The following is a 22,244-nucleotide window of genomic DNA, read 5'->3' on the forward strand; positions in this document are numbered from 1 at the left end:
CGGAAGCTCATTCCGCGGGCGGCGGGAGCCGCGGGCACCCCTACTGGGGAGTGTCCCGCGCCGCTCCCGCCAGCCCCTGCAGCAGTACCCGCGTGAAGCCGCGCACCCACTCCTCGTCCGCCGGTTTGCCGCTCACCAGGGTGCGGTGCACCACCGCACCCGCGACCATGTCGAAGATGAGGTCGACCGTGCGGGCGGCCTCGGCGGGGTCGGCTTCCGGCGGGAGTTCGCCGCGGGTCTGCGCGCGGGCCCGGCCCTCCAGGACCAGCCGCTTCTGCCGGTCCACTATGGAGGCGCGGATACGCTCCCGCAGGGCGTCGTCCCGTGTCGACTCGGCCACCGCCGCCATCAGCCCGCTCTTGGCCTCCGGCCGGGCGAGGATGGCCGCGAACTGCAGGACCACGCCCTCGATGTCGGCGGCGAGGCTGCCGCGGTCGGGAAGCTCCAGTTCGTCGAAGAGTTCGGCCACCGCGTCGACGACGAGCTCGTTCTTGCCCGCCCAGCGGCGGTAGAGGGTCGTCTTCGCAACCCCGGCCCGCGTGGCCACGTCTCCCAAGGTGAGCTTGGACCAGCCGAGTTCCACCAGCGCCTCCCGGGTAGCGGCCAGGATCGCGGTGTCCGCGGCGGCGCTGCGCGGGCGTCCGGGGCGGCTGGCGGGGGTGCGGCTCTGCATGCCCCGACCATAACCGGCCGTTCCTGTGGAGCCGTGAGGGAGATCACCGGGGCAGGCTTTCATCCGCACCTCCGATGGCATTACGCTACGACTCGTAGCGAAAGCGATGACCGATCTGGCGCAGGGTGGGGACCCGGCGCCGCAAGCGCTTCACCATGCCTTTTCACACACGCGCGGGAACGGGGGAGGATAGACGCATGCAGCCACGGAACATGTCCATGAGCGGCGTCGTCGACCTCGCCGCGGTGAAGGCGGCCCAGGAGGCCAAGGCCAAGGCCGAGCAGACGCGCGCCGAAGCCGCCCGGCAGGGCGCCGGCGCCGGGGCCGTCTCCCCGGCCGATCTCGTCATCGACGTCGACGAGGCCACCTTCGAACGCGATGTCCTCCAGCGGTCCGCCGAGGTCCCGGTCGTCATCGACTTCTGGGCCGAGTGGTGCCAGCCCTGCAAGCAGCTGAGTCCGGTCCTGGAGCGGCTGGCCGTCGAGTACAACGGCCGCATCCTCCTCGCGAAGATCGACGTCGACGCCAACCAGATGCTGATGCAGCAGTTCGGGGTGCAGGGCATCCCGGCCGTCTTCGCCGTCGTCGCGGGACAGGCGCTGCCGCTCTTCCAGGGAGCCGCCGGCGAGGCGCAGATCCGCCAGACCCTCGACCAGTTGGTGCAGGTCGCCGAAGAGCGCTTCGGGCTCACCGGCCTGAGCGTCGACCCGGACGCCCAGCCCGGCGGCGATGCGGCGACGGAGCACCGGACGCCGGCGGGCCCGTACGACGCCCTGCTGGAGGCGGCCGTACAGGCCCTGGACGCCGGGGACCTCGGCGGCGCCGTCCAGGCGTACCGGAACGTACTCAACGACGACCCGGCCAACACCGAGGCGAAGCTCGGCCTGGCGCAGGCGGAGTTGCTGCAGCGGGTGCAGGGTGCGGACCCGCAGCAGGTGCGCAGGGACGCGGCCGACAAGCCGAACGACATCGAGGCACAGATCGCCGCCGCCGACCTGGATCTGGTGGGCGGCCACGTGGAGGACGCGTTCGGACGGCTGATCGAGACCGTGCAGCGCACGGCGGGTGACGACCGGGACGCCGTACGACGCCGCCTGCTGGAGCTGTTCGAGGTGGTCGGCCCGGAGGACCCGCGGGTCGTGGGCGCGCGCCGGGCGCTGGCGAGGGCCCTGTTCTGAGGCGGCCGTTGACCAGTCGCTAAACATCCGGCGTTGTGATGCCGGAGTGAAAAATTCGCCAGCGAGGCGTCGGGGCGGCCGCACTTTGCCAAAACTTGGTAATCGCGGCCGCTGTTACTCCCAGTAAAACGAGGCTGTTGATCTGTCTGGTTCCGTCCAGGGATCAACAGCTTTGTTCTGCCCTGGGTTGCCACCGAGAGTCGCTCTCCGAGACCGGTGGGTCGTCCTTCGGTTATCGGGCCGTTACTAGCCAGTAACGAAGCCCCTTGTGCGGGCGGCGAGAATGCACCACGATCGGCCACGCTCGGTCCATTTCCGTACCCCGACAGCCGGTCGGGTCACGTGACGATCTGGGTCCCCACCGAGCAGAGCCGGCGGCAGTGGCGCCGGCTCTAGGACAGGGGGGTCTTCGCCAACGGCGAAGCCTGTCCAGCAGGGTTGTGCGTGATGCGTGTCAGGCGCGACCAGTGGTTGTCGCTCGGGGGTGATCGCCGGTGTTTCGGTCGCGGTTCGCGTCACCGAGTGCGGGCGCTCCCCTTCCCGAGGACGTAGCACTTCTCCCATCCCTGCCCGGCTGAGCCGCTGACTCGGTGGCGAGCGAGGGCCAGGAGATGTACGTCCGAGAAGGAGGAAATATGGAGTCCCAGGTGCGTGGCGGGACCAGATGGAAGCGGTTCGCTGTGGTCATGGTGCCCAGCGTCGCCGCTACGGCCGCGATAGGTGTTGCCCTTGCGCAGGGTGCACTTGCTGCGTCGTTCAGTGTGTCGGGGCAGTCGTTCAAGGTCACGGCGGAGACGCTCCATGGTGAGGGCTTCTCGCAGTACGGAGCGATCGACCAGGGGTACACCCTCAGCGGTGGCAAGGCGGCTCACCCCGTTGCGGTTTCGGCCTTCACCAAGGCCCGGATCCAGAAGATGTGTCAGTCGGTCGTGACCCCTGTCCCCATCATCGGGGATGTCACGCTGCGACTGGAGGCGGGCGACAGCTCCGACGAAAACAAGCAGGTTCACGCGGAGAACCTCTACATCGACGTCGAGGACCTCAACGCCGATGCTGTCTTCCATGACATCAACATCGGTGTGGCCGCCAAGGACCTCAATCCGGGCATAAAGGACGGCGAGGTCCAGAACAAGCAGGCCAACCCGTTCGGCTTCGGTCAGCAGGCGAAGTCGGCCGACCTGAGCAACGTGAAGCAGACGGCGTGGGCGACCACTGCAGGGACCTTCGAGCTCAGCGGTCTGCACATGTCGCTGAAACAGGGCAGCGGCCCGAAGTACGAGTGCTACTAAGCATTCATTGATGGGCGGGGGAGCTGATGGCGCCCCCGCCTGTCCACTCTGTGGCCGCACCTTCACCCGCGGCACACTTCTCCACCACAGCAATGCCGCACCAGGGAGCTGTTTTCCATGAGCGCCGAGACCCCTGCCGCCGTACCCGGCCAGTTCACCCGCCGGAGGCTGCAGTTCCGCGCCTGGCGGGGCAGTAGGCCGTTCTGGGCCGGACTGTTCGTCTTGCTCGGCGGCTTTCCGATCATGTACTTCCCGTACGCCCACCTCCAGTTCGGTCATCTCACGCTCGCGATGTCCACCACGGCCGGAGCCGGGTCGCTGATCATCGGCGTGCTGCTCGTCGTCCTTGGGATCAGTCTCTGGTTCCAGAAGCACGTACGGGTCTTCGCGGGCGTGGCGGCGATTCTGCTGTCGTTGGTATCCATCCCTGTGGCCAACTTCGGTGGCTTCGTTGTGGGATTCCTGCTCGCCATGGTCGGTGGAGCGCTCGCTGTGGCCTGGGCGCCGGGCACGCCGCCGCAGCCGGAGACGCCGACCGCCACCGCACCGAGCGCGGCCGGGGCCCCCGAGACCGCACCACTTCTCGATAAGGGCCTGGGCGCAGTGGGCGAGTCGAACGACCTGTCAGGATCGAGCCCGGCCAACGGGGCGAACGGGAGGCACAGTGCCGGCTGACGAGGCGACGCATGGGACTGAGGTGGACGAGTCCCGTGTGAGAACCGGCCCGCGGCACGCGGCACCCAGGAAGCCACTGTTCAGTAGGTTCCATATGCCGGCGGGCAAAGCGATAGCCACCGTGGCGATGCCGACGGCGGTGCTCATGGGCTTCGGCGTGACGTCCTCGCTCGCCATCGCGGACAGCGCCGGCACGTCCAACAGCCAGAAGGCCGCAGAGTACAAGGACTGCGTCAAGGCACTCGACGGTTCCGACGACACATCGGCCTCGCCCTCGCCGTCGGCGAGTGAGTCCGCCAGCATGGCGACGCCGACTCCCTCGGTCTCCGCCGACGCCGGCAAGGACAGCACCAAGGACACCGGCAAGGACTCGGGCAAGACCTCTTCGTCGGATTCAGGTACCGGCGACAAGGACACGCCCAAGCCGACCGCGACCTCCGGCTCCTCCAACTCGGGCTCCGGCAGCGGCGACACGGCCACGCCCACCCCGTCGGCCTCTCAGAGCAGCGGTGGCGGCCTGCTGGACACCATCGGTGACACGGTCGGAGACATCCTCACCGGCGGCGCGAAGGACTCCGGCACGACCGCGAGCCCGACGCCCTCCGCCTCCGAGTCGTCCTCGACAGCACCCTCGCCGTCGTCGAGCACGTCCTCCTCGTCCGGCTCCACCGACAAGGGCAGCGCCACCGACACCGTCAAGGACACGGTCGACAAGGCCACCAAGACGGTTGGGGACACCGTGAAGGGCACCACCGGCAAGGTGTCCAAGACGGCCAAAGACACAACCAAGACGGTCGAGGACGCCACCAAGGCGGCCAAGGACGCGGCCGAGTCGGCCACACCCGACCCGTCCGCCAGCTCCAGCACCTCCCCGGACGACTGCCCGGCGGCCACTGACAAGGTCAGCGGCGTCGATAACCAGATTGTGGTCGCGGACGACCCCTGGTACCTGGACGCGAGCTCGCTGACGCTGAACGGCGCCGACTACCAGGGCATCGTCGAGGTGAGGACCGCCAGTGGTGCCACGAAGAAGGTCCTCAAGTACGTCATCAACGACGGAACCGAGATCGGCGACCTGCACCAGACGGTGAAGGACAAGCAGTCGGGCAAGACCTACCACGTGCAGGCAGCGAAGGGGTCGAAGTCGGAGATCACCGGCGGCAAGACCACGATGTACACCGAGAGCATCTCGGGCAACCTGCTGGGTCTGGTCCCCGTGAAGTTCACCCCCGACAGCCCGCCGCCGCTGAACATTGGGTGGATCTACATGACCAACGTCAAGGTGGTCCAGGCGGCTCAGTTCGGCGGCAACCTGAAGATCCCCGGTATGCATCAGTACACGACCGACTGAGCGGTCGCACAAGCCGGTCCGGGAGCCGCAAAGGACTGTGCCCCGTCGGGTCGACACCCGGCGGGGCACAGTGCTTCGCGACCGGCTTGAGAGGGGAGTATGAACAGAAGATGATCACTCTCTATTTCGAGCCCCGCGTCGAGGACGTCCTCTGGTCCGCGGACCGGCGACCGATTCACCCCTACCGGCTAGAACACCCCGAGCTGACCGGTTCCGACTTCTGTGTCAGTTTCTTCAGGGCGGACCTGCGGCTCGTCGTTCACGGCGTGGATCTCAGTCTGCGGACGCCGGGGCTGCCAGTGGTCGATTTCGCTCTGATGCTGGAGTACGCGAGGAGGGAGCTGGAGACCGGAAGCGGCATTGCGGTGGAGACAAGCGTGACCCAGGACGTCTTCTCCTTCAGCCGTGAGGCGACGACCGTCACTCTCACGACGAACTACGCGTCTGACGTAGCCGAGTTGACCTGGGCTGAGCTGTGCCAGCTCACCGAGCGGGCGAAGGCCGAGGCGTTCCGGCTGATCACCACCTCCCATTCCGAGCTGCGCGACAACGCGTGGCTGCGGGAGACGGTGGGGTCTCCGGCCGAGTGAGTTCGCGGTCGACGCGCCGACTCGGCGGCGTTTCCTTGACGAGACCGAACCCGGATCGGCCTCTCAGGGTGCCCGGTTCAGATGGGCGTCGAGGCCTGCCGGGGTGGCGGCGCCGGAGAGGTAGCGTTCGAGCATCTCCCGCCGCAGCGCGAGTTGCTGTTCCTGGTGCGCGAGTTGGTCGCGAACCTGCCTCACGCGGGCGAGCAGTTCGGTGCAGTTGCCCTGGGGTTGCACGGATCCGGCGCAAGGCAGGATCTGCCGGATGATCTCGGAGGACAACCCCGCGCGGTAGAGATCCTGGATGAAGGCGACCACGCGCACCGCCTGCTCGTCGTAGTCCCGATATCCGTTGGAGCCCCGGCTTGCGGGCAGAAGTCCCTGTTCGTCGTAGTAGCGCAGCGAACGCGTGCTGACGCCGGTGGCCTTGGCGAGTTCTCCGATGCGCACGCCGTCTCCTCGACTGGACCAGGCTTGACATTCACGTCAATGTCAAAGTTTAGCGTCGCCATCATGAAGATCACGAAGACGGATCCGATCAAGCAGGGCACAGTGCTGGTCACTGGCGCCACGATGGGCATCGGGGCGGCGATCGCCGACCGGATGGCCCAGGAGGGCATGGACCTGGTATTGGTCGCTCGCGACGCCGCGCGGCTGGAAGCCGCAGCGAAACGACTACGCGCCGACCACGGCGTGGAGGTGCTCGCCGTCCCACTGGACCTGTCGCACGAGCAGGCTTCCGTGCAGCTGGCCGAGCGGCTCAAAGACGAGCGCGTCGCGGTCGAGGTTCTGGTCAACAACGCCGGCGTCGCCCAGGTCGGGCCGGTCGCCGACACGAATCCGGCACGCATGAGGGCACTGGTGGACGTGAACGCCAGAGCGGTGGCGGAACTGACCTCGTTGCTGCTGCCCGACATGCTCGTACGTGGCCACGGCGCGATCGTGAACATCGCCAGCACCGCCGCATACGCACCGGCACCGTACAACGCCGCGTACGGCGCCTCGAAGGCATTCGTGCTCTCCTTCACCCGAGCCGTGTGGGCGGAGACGAAGAGGACCGGGGTGCGGGTGGTCGCGGTCAGTCCCGGAGCGACCGAGACCCCGATGAACACTCGCCCTGTCCCCGGCAAGCGTCAGCCTGAGCAGGTGGCCGAAACCGTGATGAAAGCCCTGCGAGGCCGCGGTCCCGCCATCGTCGACGGCCGGTTCAACACCGTCCAGGCCTTCGTCTTCAGCCGTATTCTGCCGACCCGGACGGCCACCCGGATCAGCGGGCAGTTCTTCCGCAAGGCAGCCCTGGAAAGCTGACCGCAAGTCACTCCGGTTGCCAGGCGCGGGCGCATGCGGGTCCGCCCAGCCGGACTCGGTTGGCTGCGCCTTCGGCCAGGAGCTCACTCTGGGCAGACGCCTAGTTCACTCCTTGAGGGACGCAACGAAGGGTGCCCAGGCGGCGGCGGTGAGGATGATGGCGGGGGCTTGGGGCACCTTGGAATCACGGACGGGGACCAGGCCGGGGATGTTGTCGGCGACTTCTAGGCAGTCGCCGCCGCTGGCGTTGCTGTAGCTGGATCTACGCCAAAGGGCTGCGCCGGGGAAGTCGCTGGCTACCTCGACGCAATCCCCGCCATCCCCGTTGCTGTAACTGCTCTTCAGCCAGAGCGCGTCACTCAAGTCGATCCGGATGCTTGCCATTTCGGTAATCCTCTGCGGCGGCCTTGATCATGGCGAGGGACGTGTCTGGTGACAGCGCCACGGCCCTGAGCCGATCGTATGCCTTGCGGTACTGCTTCACGAGGGCCGGATCATCGATGGTGTCTCCGCTGTACGACGCCTCGGTGTAGATCAACGGCGGAGCATCCGGAAACGTCATGACCTTGATGGACGCTGCCATCAAGGGATACGCACCGCACTTCCGCGGAACTACCTGCGGAGTGATCCGGCGCCGCTCGGTCAGCTCCACGATCCGGTCGAGCTGTGTAGCCATCTCATCCGGGGTCACGATGGCGTCGGTCATCAGGGACTGGTGCAGGATTGCCCAGTACTCGGGGACGGAATGGTCGTCCTCGAAGAGAGACGCACGGTCGATTCGGGCCCGCACTTTTTCTTCGATCCAGTCCTCAGATGCCGCCGGATGGGCGGACCGGGCGAGTGTCCGCGCGTAGGCAGCTGTCTGGAGTAGTCCCGGAAAGGTACTGGGGCACCACTCCTCAATGGTTTCCGCGTGTTTCTCCGCTTCCAGAATCCGCTCGAAGTACGCGGCGTGCGGCCCCCGTCTGGCCCGCCGCACATCCTCACAGTGCCGCTCGAAGTATCCGTCGGTGCTCAGCACCCGGTCCACGTGCTGGGCCAGATCCATGGGCATGCGCCGCTTGCCGTGCTCGATGTCGCTGAGATGTGACTTGCCGTAGAAGCTACCCTCGACCAACTTCTCCAGGGACAGTCCGGCCGTCTCCCGCTTCCACCGCAACTCCTTGCCGTAGAAGTCGGGGACGCTCATCGAACCGTCGATGTCCTTGCGTCGGACCATGCGCTCACCGCCGTAACTCACTGCCCCGTTTCCACGGTTCACGTAGCGGACGCGAACCGTCTTCCACGCTAGCGAGCCCGGCGACATTCTGTGAGGCATTCGTCACACACTGCACAGAAGGCTGAAGCGCTCCATGTCAGACCAATCCCCGACCGCCTACGACGTCACCCTCTGCGTCGAGAACCTCCGCACCGCCCTCGCCCTGCACGACATCACGCTGCCGTCCCTCCGCGCGGACCTGCCGAGCTTCGCGGGCGGGTACACATCACCGGCCGGCCTGGTCGCGCTCGGGAACTGCAACACGGCTACGGCCCACGCACTTGCCACCGCCCTCCAGAAGGCTGAGGCCGAGTAATGACGTTCGAGCTCAGCCTGCTCGCGACTCCCAAGGCCGTACCCGAACTGCGCCACCACCTTCGCGCACTCGACTTCGAAGCCCGCCTGTGTGCGACGGAGTTGCTGACAAACGTGATCGACCACCTCGGCGAAGGCACACCCGTGACCGTCCGCGTCACCGGCACGGACCTCGGCCACACCCGCATCGAGGTCACCGACCCGGACCCACGCGCGCTGCCCACCCTCCTGTCCGCAACCGAGACGGCCGAGTCCGGCCGCGGCCTGGCACTTGTCGATGCACTTGCCCAACGTTGGGGTGTGGAGCAGGCAGCGGACCGCAAGACGGTCTGGTGCGAGCTGGGAGAACCGGCGCGGCAGCCAGTCACGCAGAACGAGAGAGTTGCTCGCGTACCCATGCGGGATCGGGATTGACGTGCGGCGACCGTCCACGAAGACGGTCGGCACGGTCTCGGTACCCTAGTTCACCGCCCTCACCGCCGCAGCCCCGGTCGGGTCACACCTGTTGACCCAGTGCACCTGACGAGCGCGATGACCCAACCGCATGCGCAGGCGTAGGCGCAGATAGTGCGTACAGCCCGGCCGTCAGATCACAACGGGTCGGCCGTCGGCCGTGCTGCGGCATTGCGCTTCCGCGGCTCCGATCGACCTCTGCAAGACGAGAGGCGAGTTCAGGCCTGCGATCAACGCGAGCGCCAGAAGGGGCACTATGGCAGCGCCAGTTTCCCCCTCCAGGGCCATCGCGGTCGCTACGGCTGAGCCGCTAAGGGCGAACAGCATCGGCAGGATCCAGGCGCGTATCACGAAGACGAAGGCCACCGGGATCGAAAACCGGACATCTGTGATCACTCATCGCACCTCGCCAACCGTCCGCGCACACAGAAAAGACACAGGTACATCTACGGATGAGTAGCCCCTTCGACAGGCTGACCTGTCGAAGGGTTCGCGCCATCAGCCGGTAGCACAAAAGTGAACACCTGTACGGGTCCTTCTGTGTGTGGCTAAAGTGACGCCGCGCATCGGCGGAGCCTGACCATTCCGCGTTCGCGCACATCACTCAGCGACCGGGGGAACGCCGTCGCTCACGGGGAGGGGGCGCATCGCCATGCTGTCGCACCGGTCAGCCACGTGCGTGGGTCCAGCCAGGGACCTGCGCTTCTAAGTCTTCTCGAGAGTCTTTGCAGTTCACTGCTCTCCGGCGGATCGGCCAGCCAACCGGCGCATTACACACTCTGAAGAAAGTGATGCTCCATTGCCTTCCCGACCAGGAAGATCGCTCATACCAAGCCCAGGACGATCAGGACCACTTGCCCGAATCATCCTTCTGCTGACGGCCGTAGCGGTCGTCGTCGGGCTCTCTGTGCGGCCCAACCTCGCCGGCCTCCCGGACCACGACGATGCAAGCCTCGTCGGGGACTCCTACGACGGCTACGACACTAAATCCGCTGAACAACTGCGCGGGGATCAGTGCGTGGCCGTTGATGCCCTGCGCAAGGGCGGACCCAACCTGTTCGCCCTGGCACAGGGCGCCGTCGGGCTACCGCCCGACCAAATGCATCAGAAGCTCAACCGCGACATCTACAACACCAAGGACCCCCTGCACCAGGCCTACTCCGCCGACGACGACTTCAGCTTCCAGTGGCAGAAAAAGGTCCAGGACCGAGAGTACGCGTTCGGCGATCCCGTCAGGGGCCTGGATATGTACCCTGGCGAGCCGGAGGAAGCGACTGGGATCTACGACCAGATCGGCCTGCTCCCGTGGATCTACCAGTCGTACAACAGAACGGAAGACCTGTTCGGCCCGTTCTACGAGACGTCACCTACCGCCGACGACGACACGAAGGCTGCCGCGGTAGCGATCGGCGACCAGCTGTACACCACCGGGGGGACCCCGGAGGAGCAGCAGGCGTGGGCACTGTGGAAAAAGAATTCCGGAAAGATCGAGCCCAACAAGCTGTTCGTTCCGAGGGTGTTCGCCGATGACGCCCGTATCTTCCTGTCCTCAGGGGGTTTCCCGCACACGGCGCCGGCCCCGGACACTCCCGAGTTCCGTGTCGCCGTCGAGGATCTGAAGACCCGCTTCGCTTCCTGCGCGTGGCACGATCCGATCGACCCGAACCGCGTCCTCGGCAAGGAAGTGGCCCAGGCGGCCACCGAGTGGCAGCAGGAGATCGCCTCCCAGGCGACGCAGCGGCAGCAGATTCTGGCGGCGTCGGCCACCGCGACGAAGGCGTTGCAGGACGGCGCCTTCGCGCTGGGCAAGCTGTTGGGCCAGTCGTGGATCGCGGATTACTCCACCGGTTGGCTGGACTACTACTCCGAGGGCGGCCTCGGCTGGATCCGCGACGGTGAGTTGGAGATCCAGGTGCCGGGCGCTGCCGGCAAGTGCCTCGACGTCCAGGGTTCAGGCAAGGCCAACGGCACCCCGGTCCAGCTGAACACCTGCAACGGCAGCGCCGCCCAGAGGTGGGAGCTGTACTACGAAAGCGGCTACCAGCTGCGCAACATCAACGCCCATAAATGTCTGGGGATGCCGAGCGGAGCCACCGCCGACGGTACGAAGATCCAGATCCAGGATTGTGACGGCAGCAAGGCGCGGCAGTGGAAGTTCGACGTACGCAGCGCCGGTCCGCTGGTGAACGCGGCGACCAGCAAGTGCGTGCACCTGCCGACGTTCGACAACAGCAAGGACGCCGTGCTGTCGACGTGCAACAGCTCCTCCGCGCAGAAGTTCAGGATCGTCGCCAAGACTCACACCGGCAGCGCACCGGCGAAGGCCGATGTGGACAAGGCCAAGGCGAACATCACGAACGCGCAGGCGGAGGCGAAGAAACAACTCGCCGCGATCAACGCACAGCTGTCGACCGCTCAGAAGGTCGTGACCGCTTCCGACTCCGCGCTTCAGGCGGCGTACGGGATAGCGGACGCCAATGGCGCCCCACGTGGGCGTGGTCTGCTGGTGGGCCTGCAGAAGGACCAGGTCACCAAGGGCGCGGCCGCCGCGCTGACGGCGATGGTGAAGGCCGGTGAGACCGCGGAGGCGGCGACCCGTGCCTCGGCCGGGGACAGCGAGGCCGTCACACAGCGCGCCCTCGCGCAGGCGGCACAGTCCAAGGCGGAGTTCCGCAAAAAGGCCGCCGAGGCGGCCGAGTGGCAGGCCAAGGCCGCAGCCGACGCGGCGAAGATCCACCGGGACAACGCCAAGAAGGACAAGGAGACCGCGGAAGCCAAGCTTGCCGACGCCCTGAAGGCCGAGGGCGACGCCAAGGCGGCTGCCGCCGACGCGCACGCCAAGCGGCTGGCCGCCGAGGCTGAGGAGAAGACGGCCAAGGCGGAGAAGGAGAACGCTGCCGCCAAGCAGGCCGAGGCCGCCGAGCACAGGAGGAACGCCGAGACGGAGGCCGGGAAGGCCAAGGACGCGAAGGACAAGGCGGAGGCCGCCGAGAAGACCGCCGAGAGCAAGCGCGATGACGCGGTCGAGGCCAAGGACCACGCCAAGGCCATGCGGGACGACGCCTGGGACGCCAAGCAGAAGGCGGACGCGGCCCGCGCGAAGGCCGACGCCAAGGACGCCTACGCCGATTCCCTGGACTCCGGGGACGATGCCGACGCCGCCCGCGCCGCCGCGAACGACGCGGACAAGGCTGCCGATGACGCCGAAGCCGCTGCCGGCAAGGCTCGTTCGGAAGCGGACGCGGCGACCCAAGCGGCGGCCGACGCCGACGCGGCAGCGACTCGTGCGGAAGCGGCGGCCAAGCGGGCCCGTTCCGACGCGGACGCCGCTCAAGCAGCCAAGTTGAGGGCTGACGCGGCGGTCAAGACCGCGACCAGCGCCGCCGCGGACGCGATCAAGGCCTCCCAGGACGCCTCAGCCGAGGCGAAGACGGCCGTCGCACTCGCTGACGAGGCCGAGCAGCACGCTAAGGACGCCAAGACCCAGGCCAACGCCGCCAACGCGGAGGCGGGCAAGGCGCTTGCCGCTGCGGCCAAGGCCGCCGGGTTCGCCCACGTCACCGCTCAGGCCGCCGTGGACGCGGGCAAGGCGGCCCAGCAGGTCGCCGCCCCCGCCAACGACGCCATCCAGCTCGGCTCCGCCTACGTCGACACCGACTCGGTGGCCGGCCTCGTCGTGCTGACCGGCCAGGGCTCCAAGACGATCGCCGACCAGCAGCAGGCCGTCGCCGACGCGCACGCCAAGAACGCCGCCGCCGAGGCACAGGCCGCCAAGAACCTCGCCGACCAGGCCAAGGGCGACGCCAAGGAGGCCTACCAGCACGCGGCCAACGCCGCCCAGTACGCGGCCGACGCCCGCGGCTACTCCAAGGAGGCCCTCGGCTACGCGGCCGACGCCGCCAAGGCCGCCTCAGCAGCGGCCGCGTCTCTCGCGCGCACCGTCGACTACGACCAGCAGGCCACCGAGGACGCCGCAGCCGCCGACAAGGCCGCCGGCAACGCCGAGGGCTACGCCAAGGACGCCCGCGACTCCGCCGACGCCGCCGAACTCGACGCCGAAGCCGCCCGCTCCGCCGCCGCCCAGGCCGAACAGGACGCCAAGGACGCCCGCGCCGCCGCCGACCGCGCCGACGCCGCCGCGACCGAGGCCGAACAGGCCGCCAAGGACGCCGACAAGTACGCCAAGGACGCCCAGGACGCAGCCCGGCAAACAGAGACCAAGAGCCGCAACGACCAGATCGAGACCGGAGCTGGCGGCGTTGACGGCGTCTTCTTCAAGACGCGGGCCGAACCCGTCGGCGACCCGGAAATCCTGGACAAGAACAATTGCAACGTCATCGTCCACGTCGGTGACTGCATCATCACCGCGAACATCACGTCCAAGACGTTCGTCGAGATCTACCTGTGTACGGCTAAGGACATCCCGGATGTCCAGTCCGGATGCCCCGCTTCCGACACCCTGTTCATCCACACCGTCGAGCTGAAGCCCCAGACCGAAAAGGTCACCTACACGATCACGCCGCAGGAGTTCAACGACGCCGTCGCCAAGGGATTCATCAAGGCCCTCACCGAGGACTTCACCGGTTGCTGGGACAGGATCACAGGTAGCGGCGGAACGCTGGGCAACTGCGGATGGGCAGTCTTCGACATTGCCAGCCTCGTTTTCGGCAATGTCGCCATCAAGGCCATCAAGGATGGTGTGACGGCCCTCGATGCCGCCTTGAAAACCGGCATCGCCATCGAAGATGCGTGGAAGGCCCTGCGCACCGCTGGCCTCACCGAAGCCGCCATCTCAGGAATCGTCTCAAAGCTCCTGCTGACCAAGTGCTTCCCGGCGGGCACCAAGGTCGCGACAGCAGACGGTCCCAAGTCCATCGAGGACATCGAGGTCGGTGACCGGGTCTGGTCGCAGGACCCGGTCACGGGCAAGCAGTCCCTGCAGCCGGTGTTGCACCTGTTCCAGCACACCGTCGACTCTCTGGTCCGGATCAGAACCGCCGACGGCCAGGTCGAAGCGACCGACTCGCACCGCTTCTGGGTACGTGATCGGGGCTGGGTCGAGGCCGGCAAACTGCGCGCCGGAGACACTCTTGAGGCGCGGGACGGTCGCTCCGAACAGGTCCTCGGCACCACGGTCGTCAAGGGGTCCATCGGGGTCTACAACTTCGAGGTCGCGCGAAACCACACGTACTACGTGTACGCGGGGTCGACGCCGGTCCTGGTGCACAACGACTGCATCGAGGCCATTCTCAAGGACCTCGCGAAGGACGGGGACCGCATCTTCCTCGGGATCGCCCCCTGGGTCGATGACCTCGCGAAGAGTCTGGGTGGAACTACGTTCAACGGCGACGCTTTCGCCACCGAACTCCCCGAGGCGCTGGGCATGGGTAAACGCCCCATATGGACGGTCGGTGTGGAAAGGGCCGTGTCGAACCCCGCCGTCGATCTGTCGGTGTCACTGGACGGTGTCCAGGGTGCCGCGACCGCGGACGAGGCACTTACGAAACTCTTGCAGCGAGGAGAGACGATTACCCCGGGGGACTGGGAGACCGTACGCAGGAACGGTTACGGGACCGCCTGGGAGATGACCCAACTGCGCAAGTCCGTCCGATTGGGTGACCGGAGCTGGTCATCGATCAAGTGGTACAGAACCAACGCCAAGGGTGTGGTCGAGAGGGTGTTCCCGGAGCGCTTCAAATACGCCAACGGCGAGCCGGTGCCCGAGTAGGAGGGAGGATAGGCGCATGACAGATTTCATCCGCGAGGGGCGACTGTTCAGGGTCATCGGGTACAACCCCTCCCACCGGCAGCTGTTCCTGTCCAGCGACGCGCTGCCGGAGCAGCGGACGACGACGCGCATCGAGGTCTACGTGGGCCACGTGCGGCTGATGCTCCTCAAGCCGTACTACCGCAACGGACTTCACATCCGGCGGGCATCAGCTGAGGAGTTCGCCGTTCTGAAGGATCGGCACGAGTTGGAAGCGAGCGACGCCGAGTACACCTGGATGCTGGAGCCCGACGGCGGCGACAGCTTCATCGTCGGCGGGCAGCCGAGCTGGCGTGAGGCCGAGTACGAGCTGATGGGCGACCGGGAGGCCCTCTACGACTCATCGCTTCCCTGGCCCCCGGACTTCCCCGTGGAGTCGGGCACCGTCGGCTGACCTGAGGAGAGAACCGGAGAAAAGAACGGAGGGCGCCCCCTGTCACCAGGAGGCGCCCTCACCGCCGTACAAAGCCCCGCGGCCGAGCCGTCAGCGACCGTCCCCACCCATGTGGTGCACCCGAACCATGTTCGTCGTCCCCGGCACCCCGGGCGGCGACCCCGCCGTGATGATCATGATGTCGCCCGGGTTGAAGCGGCCCAGCTTGGCCAGCTCCGCGTCGACCATGTCCACCATCTCGTCGGTGCTGTTGACGAACGGCACGACGTGGGACTCCACGCCCCAGCTGAGGGAGAGCTGGTTGCGGGTGCCCTCGTCGGTGGTGAAGGCGAGGATCGGCTGGGCCGCGCGGTAGCGGGAGAGGCGGCGGGCCGTGTCGCCGGACTTGGTGAAGGCGATCAGGCCGCGGCCGCCGAGGAAGTCGGCGATCTCGCAGGCCGCGCGGGCCACCGAACCGCCCTGGGTGCGCGGCTTCTTGCCCGGGACCAGCGGCTGCAGGCCCTTGGAGAGGAGCTCCTGCTCGGCCGCGACGACGATCTTCGACATCGTCTTGACGGTCTCGATCGGGTACGCGCCCACGCTGGACTCGGCCGACAGCATGACCGCGTCGGCGCCGTCCAGGATCGCGTTGGCGACGTCGGAGGCCTCGGCGCGGGTCGGGCGGGAGTTGGTGATCATCGACTCCATCATCTGGGTCGCCACGATCACCGGCTTGGCGTTGCGCCGGCACAGCTCGATGAGGCGCTTCTGCACCATGGGGACCTTCTCGAGCGGGTACTCGACGGCGAGGTCACCACGGGCGACCATGACGGCGTCGAACGCCATCACGACGCCCTCCATGTTGTCCACCGCCTGCGGCTTCTCCACCTTGGCGATGACGGGGACCCGGCGGCCCTCCTCGTCCATCACCTTGTGGACGTCCTGGACGTCCTTGGCGTCGCGGACGAAGGACAGGGCTACCATGTCGCAGCCCATGCGCAGCGCGAACCGCAGGTCCTCGACGTCCTTCTCGCTCAGCGCGGGCACGTTCACGGCCGCGCCGGGCAGGTTGATGCCCTTGTGGTCGGAGACCACGCCGCCCTCGATGACGATCGTCCGCACCCGGGGGCCCTCGACGTCCACGACCTTGAGCTCGACGTTGCCGTCGTTGATCAGGATCTGGTCGCCGCGGTCGACGTCACCGGGCAGGCCCTTGTACGTCGTACCGCAGATGTGCTTGTCGCCCGGGACGTCCTCGGTGGTGATGACGAACTCGTCACCGCGCTCGAGCTCGACCGGACCCTCGGCGAAGGTCTCCAGACGGATCTTCGGGCCCTGCAGGTCGGCGAGGACACCGATGGCCCGGCCGGTCTCCTTGGAGGCGGCCCGGACGCGGTCGTACCGCGCCTGGTGCTCGGCGTGCGTGCCATGGCTGAAGTTGAACCGGGCAACGTTCATGCCGGCCTCGATCATCGAGACGAGCATGTCGTGGGAGTCGACCGCGGGGCCGAGAGTACAGACGATTTTCGAACGGCGCATGGGGCGATCCTATCGGTTTGTTTCGCTACGGAATATTCCGTCTGGTGGAAGAGACAAATGAGTTGGATGCTGCTCAGTTGTTCAGCTCGGTCGTTCAGCTCAGTTGTTCTTTCTGACCAGTGCGTAGGTCTGCGTCGCGATCTCCAGTTCCTCGTCCGTCGGTACCACGGCGACCGCCACCCGGGCCTGCGCGGGCGAGATCAGCCGGGGCTCGTCGCCGCGTACGGCGTTCAGCTCGCCGTCCACCGCCAGGCCAAGGCCCTCCAGGCCCGCGACCGCAGCCTCTCGCACCGCACTGGCGTTTTCACCGACTCCTGCTGTAAAGGCGATTGCGTCCACCCGGCCGAGAACCGCGTAATAGGCGCCGATGTACTTCTTCAAGCGGTGAATGTAGATGTCGAAGGCGAGTCGTGCCTCTTCGTCGCCCTCGTCGATCCGGCGGCGGATCTCCCGCATGTCATTGTCCCCGCACAGACCGAACAGCCCGCTCCTCTTGTTGAGAAGAGTGTCGATCTCGTCCATGGACATTCCGCCAACGCGCGCCAAATGGAAGATGACCGCCGGATCCACATCACCGGAGCGCGTACCCATCACGAGCCCCTCCAAGGGGGTCAGCCCCATGGAGGTGTCCACGCACCGGCCCTTCTCGACCGCCGAGGCCGACGCGCCGTTGCCGAGGTGCAGCACGATCACGTTCACCTCGGACGGGTCCTTGCCCAGCAGCCGCGCGGTCGCCCGCGACACGTACGCGTGCGACGTGCCGTGGAAGCCGTACCGCCGGATACGGTGCCGGTCCGCGAGCCTCGGGTCGATCGCGTAGCGTGCCGCGGACTCCGGCATCGTGGTGTGGAACGCGGTGTCGAAGACGGCGACCTGCGGCAGGTCGGGGCGCAGCGCCATGGCCGTACGGAGGCCGGTGAGGTTCGCCGGGTTGTGCAGCGGCGCGACCGGGATCAGTCGCTCGATCTCGGTGAGCACCTCGTCGTCGACGACGGTGGGCTCCGTGAAGAACATCCCGCCGTGCACCACCCGGTGCCCGATCGCGGCGAGTTCGGGGGAGTCCAGGCCCAGGCCGTCCCTGCTCAGCTCCTCGGCGACCGCCTTCAGGGCGGCGTCGTGGTCGGCGATCGGGCCGCCCCGCTCACGGGTGTCGCCGGTGGTGACGCAGGTGTGCTTGAGCCGCGAGGTCTGCTCGCCGATGCGCTCCACCAGGCCCACCGCCAGCCGGCTGCTGTCCCGCATGTCCAGCAGTTGGTACTTCACCGAGGAGGAGCCTGAGTTGAGGACGAGGACACGGGTGGGAGAGGTCACTGCTCGGACGCCTTCTCGCTGGGGTTCTGGGCCTGGATCGCCGTGATGGCGACGGTGTTGACGATGTCCTGGACGAGCGCGCCGCGGGACAGGTCGTTGACCGGCTTGCGCAGGCCCTGCAGGACCGGTCCGACGGCGATCGCGCCGGCCGAGCGCTGCACGGCCTTGTAGGTGTTGTTGCCGGTGTTGAGGTCCGGGAAGATCAGCACGCTGGCCTGCCCGGCGACCTCGGAGCCCGGCAGCTTGGTGGCCGCGACGCTCGGCTCCACGGCGGCGTCGTACTGGATCGGCCCCTCGATCTTCAGGTCGGGCCGGCGTGCGCGGGCCAGCTCGGTCGCCTCGCGCACCTTGTCGACGTCGGCGCCCGTACCGGAGGTGCCGGTCGAGTACGACAGCATCGCGATCCGCGGCTCCACCCCGAACTGCTGTGCGGTGGCGGCCGACTGGATGGCGATGTCGGCGAGCTGCTCGGCGTTCGGGTCGGGGTTGACCGCGCAGTCGCCGTAGACCAGCACCTTGTCGGCGAGGCACATGAAGAACACGGACGAGACGATCGACGACTCCGGCTTCGTCTTGATGATCTCGAACGCGGGCCGGATCGTGGCCGCCGTCGAGTGCACGGACCCCGACACCATGCCGTCGGCGAGCCCCTTCTGCACCATCAGCGTGCCGAAGTAGTTGACGTCGGAGACGACGTCGTACGCCAGCTCCACCGTCACCCCCTTGTGTGCCCGCAGCAGGGCGTACTCCTCGGCGAAGGAGTCGCGCAGCTCGGAGGCGGCCGGGTCGATCACCTGGGTGTCGCCGAGGTCGATGCCCAGGTCGGCGGCTTTCTTGCGGATCCGGTCCACCGGCCCGAGCAGCGTCAGGTCGCACACGCCCCGGCGCAGCAGCACCTCGGCCGCGTGCAGCACCCGCTCCTCGGTGCCCTCCGGCAGCACGACCCGCCGCCGGTCGGAGCGGGCCTGCTCGAGGAGCTTGTGCTCGAACATCATCGGGGTGAGCCGGTCGCTGCTCGGCGCGGAGACGCGCCGGGCCAGGTCGGCGGTGTCGGCGTACCGCTCGAACAGGCCGAGCGCGGTCTCCGCCTTGCGCGGGGTGGCCGCGTTCAGCTTGCCCTCCAGGGCGAACAGCTGCTCGGCGGTGGGGAAGCTGGTGCCGGACACGGACAGCACCGGGGTGCCGGGGGCGAGGCGGGCGGCCAGCGTGAGGATCTCCTCGCTCGGCACCTCGTTCAGCGTGAGCAGCACCCCGGCGATCGGCGGGGTGCCGGCACTGTGCGCGGCGAGCGAGCCGACGACCAGATCGGCCCGGTCGCCCGGGGTGACCACCATGCAGCCCGGCGTGAGGGCGGCGAGGAAGTTCGGCAGCATCGCGCCGCCGAAGACGAACCCCAGCGCGTCCCGGGCCAGCCCCGAGTCGTCCCCGAGCACCACCTTGGCGCCGAGGGACTGCCCGATCTGGGCGACGGTCGGGGCGGACAGCGCGGGCTCGTCCGGGATGACGTAACAGGGCACCGGCAGCCGGGAGACGATCCGCTCGGCGATCTCGTCGCGGTCCTCGCGCGCCACCCGGTTGGCGACCATGGCCAGCACGTCGCAGCCCAGCCCGTCGTACGCCCGGTAGGCGTTGCGCGTCTCCGCAAGCACTGACTCGGCGGTCTGCCTGCGCCCCCCCACCACGGGGATCACGGACGCGCCGAACTCGTTCGCCAGCCGGGCGTTCAGGGCCAGCTCGTCCGGGACCAGGGTGTCGGCGAAGTCGGTGCCGAGGACGAGGACGACGTCGAAGTCCCGGGCGACGCGGTGGAAGCGCTCCACGAGCGCGGACACCAACTCGTCGGTGCCCTGCTCGGCCTGGAGCGCGGAGGCCTCCTGGTAGTCCATGCCGTACACGGTCGCCGGGTCCTGGGCCAGCCGGTAGCGGGCACGCAGCAGCTCGAACAGGCGGTCGGGTCCGTCGTGGACGAGTGGACGGAAGACGCCGACCCGGTCGACCTGCCGGGTCAGGAGTTCCATGACCCCCAGCTCGACGACCTGACGGCCGTCGCCGCGGTCGATCCCGGTCACGTACACGCTGCGGGTCACGTGCGCTCTCCCTCTGTCATCTCGCTGTCGTCTCGCTGTCGTCTCGTGATGGTCCAGTGGTCCGTCGCATGGCCGGAAAAATCGCCCACCAGGGTGAGCAGAACCCTCTTGACGGTACCCCTGCGGCTGGGTAAGGCGCCCGTCAGTGCCGGGGGCCACCGGGGGGCCGCCGGGGGCCGCCGGGGCGGTAGGGGCGCCGGGCGCCTGTGGGGACATGAAACAATCGGACTGGCTCACCGGTACCCACAGCGAGCAGGAGACACAGCACGATGCGCATCGGAGTTCTCACCGCAGGCGGCGACTGCCCCGGCCTGAACGCCGTGATCCGGTCGGTCGTGCACCGGGCGGTCGCTCACTACGGCGACGAGGTCATCGGCTTCGAAGACGGCTACCGGGGGCTGCTCGACCGCCACTACCGCACCCTCGACCTGGACGACGTGGGCGGCATCCTGGCTCGCGGCGGCACCATCCTCGGTTCCTCCCGCCTCCAGCGCGACCGGCTGCGCGAGGCCTGCGAGCGGGCCACCGACATGGTCGAGGAGTTCGGGATCGACGCGCTGATCCCGATCGGCGGCGAGGGCACGCTGACCGCGGCGCGCATGCTGTCCGACGCGGGCCTGCCGGTCGTCGGCGTCCCGAAGACGATCGACAACGACATCTCCTCCACCGACCGCACCTTCGGCTTCGACACGGCCGTCGGTGTCGCCACCGAGGCGATGGACCGCCTCAAGACCACCGCCGAGTCCCATCAGCGCGTGATGGTGGTCGAGGTCATGGGCCGCCACGCCGGCTGGATCGCCCTGGAGTCCGGCATGGCCGCCGGCGCCCACGGCATCTGCCTGCCCGAGCGCCCCTTCGACCCGGCCGACCTGGTCAAGATGGTCGAGGAGCGGTTCGCCCGCGGCAAGAAGTTCGCGGTCGTCTGCGTCGCCGAGGGCGCCCACCCGGCCGAGGGCACCATGGACTACACCAAGGGCGAGATCGACCAGTTCGGCCACGAGCGCTTCCAGGGCATCGGCACCGCCCTGGCGTACGAGCTGGAGCGCCGGCTCGGCAAGGAGGCCAAGCCGGTCATCCTCGGCCACGTCCAGCGCGGCGGCGTACCGACCGCGTACGACCGCGTCCTCGCGACCCGCTTCGGCTGGCACGCCGTGGAGGCCGCGCACCGCGGTGAGTTCGGGCGGATGACGGCCCTGCGCGGGACGGACATCGTGATGGTCCCGTTGGCGGAGGCGGTCACGGAGCTGAAGACCGTGCCGAAGGACCGCATGGACGAGGCGGAGTCCGTCTTCTAGAGCCCCGGACTTCCAGGGCCCCGGACTTCCGGACCCCCCGGCCTTCTACAGGTCCTGGGGGCTGTCCTCCACCCTCGCCCAGAAGTGCTCCACGATCCGGTCGAGGAAGTCACGCCCGTCACCGCCCAGCCGCTGGTACTCCTGGTGCAGCCCGTGCAGCGCCGCCCCCAGCACGCGCCGGTCCAGCGGCACGATGCGGCTCACCGGCCGGACGCACGCCTGCCAGCGCATGGTCACCGCCCTGCGCAGCAGGTCGGCCAGCTTCCCCGCGCGGCCCGTGACGCTGATGAAGTCGGCCAGGGACAGCTCCAGCAGACCGGCGAGGGCGGCGGACTGCCGGTCGGTGCCGCGCCACGCGTCGTGCTCCTCCATGTGCAGATAGGCGAGGAGCTCCAGCCCGACGGTGCCCGCGACATCCTCCGGCGCGAGCCCCCGGGCGATCCGGTGCTCCCGCAGCGTCCGCGGCCGGCCGGCGAGTTCCGCCGGCGAACACCACAGCACCGCCGCCAGCGCGGTGACCTCGGGACCGCTCGGCGAGGCGAGCCCGCGCTCCCAGTCCATGACGAGATCCGGGGTGACATACGGCAGCCCGAACGACGCGCGCATGCCGTAGGCGACATGCTCGGGCCCCATACCGAGGGCGGCACGGAGTCTTCGGGCGGCGGGGGCGTCGAAAGGGGGGCCTGGCTGTTCCGGTCGTACGGGAAGCGGTCGGCGCACGCGGCTCAAACTAGGGGGATGGGCGCGGGTTGGCTACGCTCTGTTCGGCCAGGATTACTTATCGT

19 protein-coding genes and 1 pseudogene are annotated in these 22,244 nt (G+C 68.1%); 11 read left to right on the forward strand and 9 right to left on the reverse strand.

Annotation, left to right across the window (positions count from 1 at the left end):
* Positions 1-40: 40 nt before the first annotated feature.
* On the reverse strand, positions 41-673 hold the full coding sequence (locus ACFY0F_RS32040; RefSeq protein ID WP_388802097.1) for a TetR/AcrR family transcriptional regulator: 633 nt from the start codon (positions 671-673) through the stop codon (positions 41-43).
* Positions 674-870: 197 nt separating this feature from the next.
* On the opposite strand from ACFY0F_RS32040, the gene ACFY0F_RS32045 reads away from it, so the two are divergent.
* From ACFY0F_RS32045 to ACFY0F_RS32065, 5 genes are all read left to right on the forward strand, one after another.
* Positions 871-1,851: a tetratricopeptide repeat protein gene (locus ACFY0F_RS32045; RefSeq protein ID WP_388802100.1), complete on the forward strand. Its 981-nt coding sequence runs from the start codon at positions 871-873 to the stop codon at positions 1,849-1,851.
* Positions 1,852-2,486: 635 nt separating this feature from the next.
* Positions 2,487-3,140 (forward strand): DUF6230 family protein, encoded by a 654-nt coding sequence (locus ACFY0F_RS32050; protein WP_388802103.1) that lies wholly within the window; start codon positions 2,487-2,489, stop codon positions 3,138-3,140.
* Between the two features lie 117 nt (positions 3,141-3,257).
* Complete coding sequence (locus ACFY0F_RS32055; RefSeq protein WP_388802105.1) at positions 3,258-3,815, forward strand: DUF6114 domain-containing protein; 558 nt, start codon at positions 3,258-3,260, stop codon at positions 3,813-3,815.
* A complete protein-coding gene (locus ACFY0F_RS32060) occupies positions 3,805-5,166 on the forward strand; it encodes a hypothetical protein (RefSeq protein WP_388802107.1) in 1,362 nt (453 codons plus the stop codon). Before ACFY0F_RS32055 ends, ACFY0F_RS32060 begins: the two co-directional genes overlap by 11 nt.
* Positions 5,167-5,276: 110 nt before the next feature.
* Positions 5,277-5,756, forward strand: coding sequence for a hypothetical protein (locus ACFY0F_RS32065; protein WP_388802110.1), 480 nt, complete (start codon positions 5,277-5,279; stop codon positions 5,754-5,756).
* A 63-nt stretch (positions 5,757-5,819) separates the two neighbouring features.
* Here the strand turns inward: ACFY0F_RS32065 and ACFY0F_RS32070 are convergent, their stop codons facing one another.
* Positions 5,820-6,203 carry a MerR family transcriptional regulator gene (locus tag ACFY0F_RS32070; protein ID WP_388802113.1) on the reverse strand — a complete coding sequence of 128 codons (384 nt, stop codon included), beginning with the start codon at positions 6,201-6,203 and terminating at the stop codon, positions 5,820-5,822.
* Between the two features lie 63 nt (positions 6,204-6,266).
* Here ACFY0F_RS32070 and ACFY0F_RS32075 point away from each other — a divergent pair, with 63 nt between their 5' ends.
* Positions 6,267-7,061, forward strand: coding sequence for an SDR family NAD(P)-dependent oxidoreductase (locus tag ACFY0F_RS32075; RefSeq protein WP_388802116.1), 795 nt, complete (start codon positions 6,267-6,269; stop codon positions 7,059-7,061).
* Between the two features lie 105 nt (positions 7,062-7,166).
* On the opposite strand, the gene ACFY0F_RS32080 is transcribed toward ACFY0F_RS32075, so the two are convergent.
* Positions 7,167-7,445, reverse strand: coding sequence for a DUF397 domain-containing protein (locus ACFY0F_RS32080; protein ID WP_388802118.1), 279 nt, complete (start codon positions 7,443-7,445; stop codon positions 7,167-7,169).
* A complete protein-coding gene (locus tag ACFY0F_RS32085; RefSeq protein ID WP_388802121.1) occupies positions 7,417-8,280 on the reverse strand; it encodes a helix-turn-helix transcriptional regulator in 864 nt (287 codons plus the stop codon). Before ACFY0F_RS32085 ends, ACFY0F_RS32080 begins: the two co-directional genes overlap by 29 nt.
* A 133-nt stretch (positions 8,281-8,413) precedes the next feature.
* Between ACFY0F_RS32085 and ACFY0F_RS32090 the strand changes: the two genes are divergently transcribed.
* Together ACFY0F_RS32090 and ACFY0F_RS32095 are read left to right on the forward strand one after the other, a co-directional pair.
* Positions 8,414-8,635, forward strand: coding sequence for a hypothetical protein (locus ACFY0F_RS32090; RefSeq protein ID WP_388802123.1), 222 nt, complete (start codon positions 8,414-8,416; stop codon positions 8,633-8,635).
* On the forward strand, positions 8,635-9,048 hold the full coding sequence (locus ACFY0F_RS32095; RefSeq protein WP_388802126.1) for an ATP-binding protein: 414 nt from the start codon (positions 8,635-8,637) through the stop codon (positions 9,046-9,048). The genes ACFY0F_RS32090 and ACFY0F_RS32095 overlap by 1 nt, the downstream gene beginning before the upstream one ends.
* On the opposite strand, the pseudogene ACFY0F_RS32100 reads toward ACFY0F_RS32095, so the two are convergent.
* A pseudogene (locus ACFY0F_RS32100) lies at positions 8,999-9,438 on the reverse strand (hypothetical protein). The gene ACFY0F_RS32095 and the pseudogene ACFY0F_RS32100 overlap by 50 nt on opposite strands.
* Before the next feature lie 418 nt (positions 9,439-9,856).
* Here ACFY0F_RS32100 and ACFY0F_RS32105 point away from each other — a divergent pair.
* Both ACFY0F_RS32105 and ACFY0F_RS32110 read left to right on the forward strand, forming a co-directional pair.
* Positions 9,857-14,815, forward strand: a complete 4,959-nt coding sequence (locus ACFY0F_RS32105; RefSeq protein WP_388802219.1) for a polymorphic toxin type 27 domain-containing protein — start codon at positions 9,857-9,859, stop codon at positions 14,813-14,815.
* Positions 14,816-14,831: 16 nt separating this feature from the next.
* Entirely contained in the window at positions 14,832-15,248 is a 417-nt protein-coding gene (locus tag ACFY0F_RS32110) for a hypothetical protein (protein WP_388802128.1), read from the forward strand.
* 90 nt (positions 15,249-15,338) lie between these two features.
* On the opposite strand, the gene pyk is transcribed toward ACFY0F_RS32110, so the two are convergent.
* From pyk to pta, 3 genes are all read right to left on the reverse strand, one after another.
* A complete protein-coding gene (gene pyk, locus ACFY0F_RS32115; protein ID WP_388802131.1) occupies positions 15,339-16,766 on the reverse strand; it encodes a pyruvate kinase in 1,428 nt (475 codons plus the stop codon).
* 99 nt (positions 16,767-16,865) lie between these two features.
* Positions 16,866-18,077 (reverse strand): acetate kinase, encoded by a 1,212-nt coding sequence (locus ACFY0F_RS32120; protein WP_388802133.1) that lies wholly within the window; start codon positions 18,075-18,077, stop codon positions 16,866-16,868.
* Positions 18,074-20,164, reverse strand: coding sequence for a phosphate acetyltransferase (pta, locus tag ACFY0F_RS32125; protein WP_388802136.1), 2,091 nt, complete (start codon positions 20,162-20,164; stop codon positions 18,074-18,076). Before pta ends, ACFY0F_RS32120 begins: the two co-directional genes overlap by 4 nt.
* A gap of 269 nt (positions 20,165-20,433) precedes the next feature.
* On the opposite strand from pta, the gene ACFY0F_RS32130 reads away from it, so the two are divergent.
* Positions 20,434-21,459 (forward strand): ATP-dependent 6-phosphofructokinase, encoded by a 1,026-nt coding sequence (locus tag ACFY0F_RS32130; protein WP_388802139.1) that lies wholly within the window; start codon positions 20,434-20,436, stop codon positions 21,457-21,459.
* A 45-nt stretch (positions 21,460-21,504) separates the two neighbouring features.
* Here ACFY0F_RS32130 and ACFY0F_RS32135 read toward each other — a convergent pair whose 3' ends face one another.
* The gene (locus tag ACFY0F_RS32135; RefSeq protein WP_388802142.1) at positions 21,505-22,179 is read right to left on the reverse strand and encodes an XRE family transcriptional regulator; all 675 of its coding nucleotides are present in this window, start codon (positions 22,177-22,179) and stop codon (positions 21,505-21,507) included.
* Positions 22,180-22,244: the final 65 nt, after the last annotated feature.

Origin of the sequence: Streptomyces sp. NPDC001544, assembly GCF_042894285.1 — a bacterium.
Classification (GTDB): Bacteria; Actinomycetota; Actinomycetes; order Streptomycetales; family Streptomycetaceae; genus Streptomyces.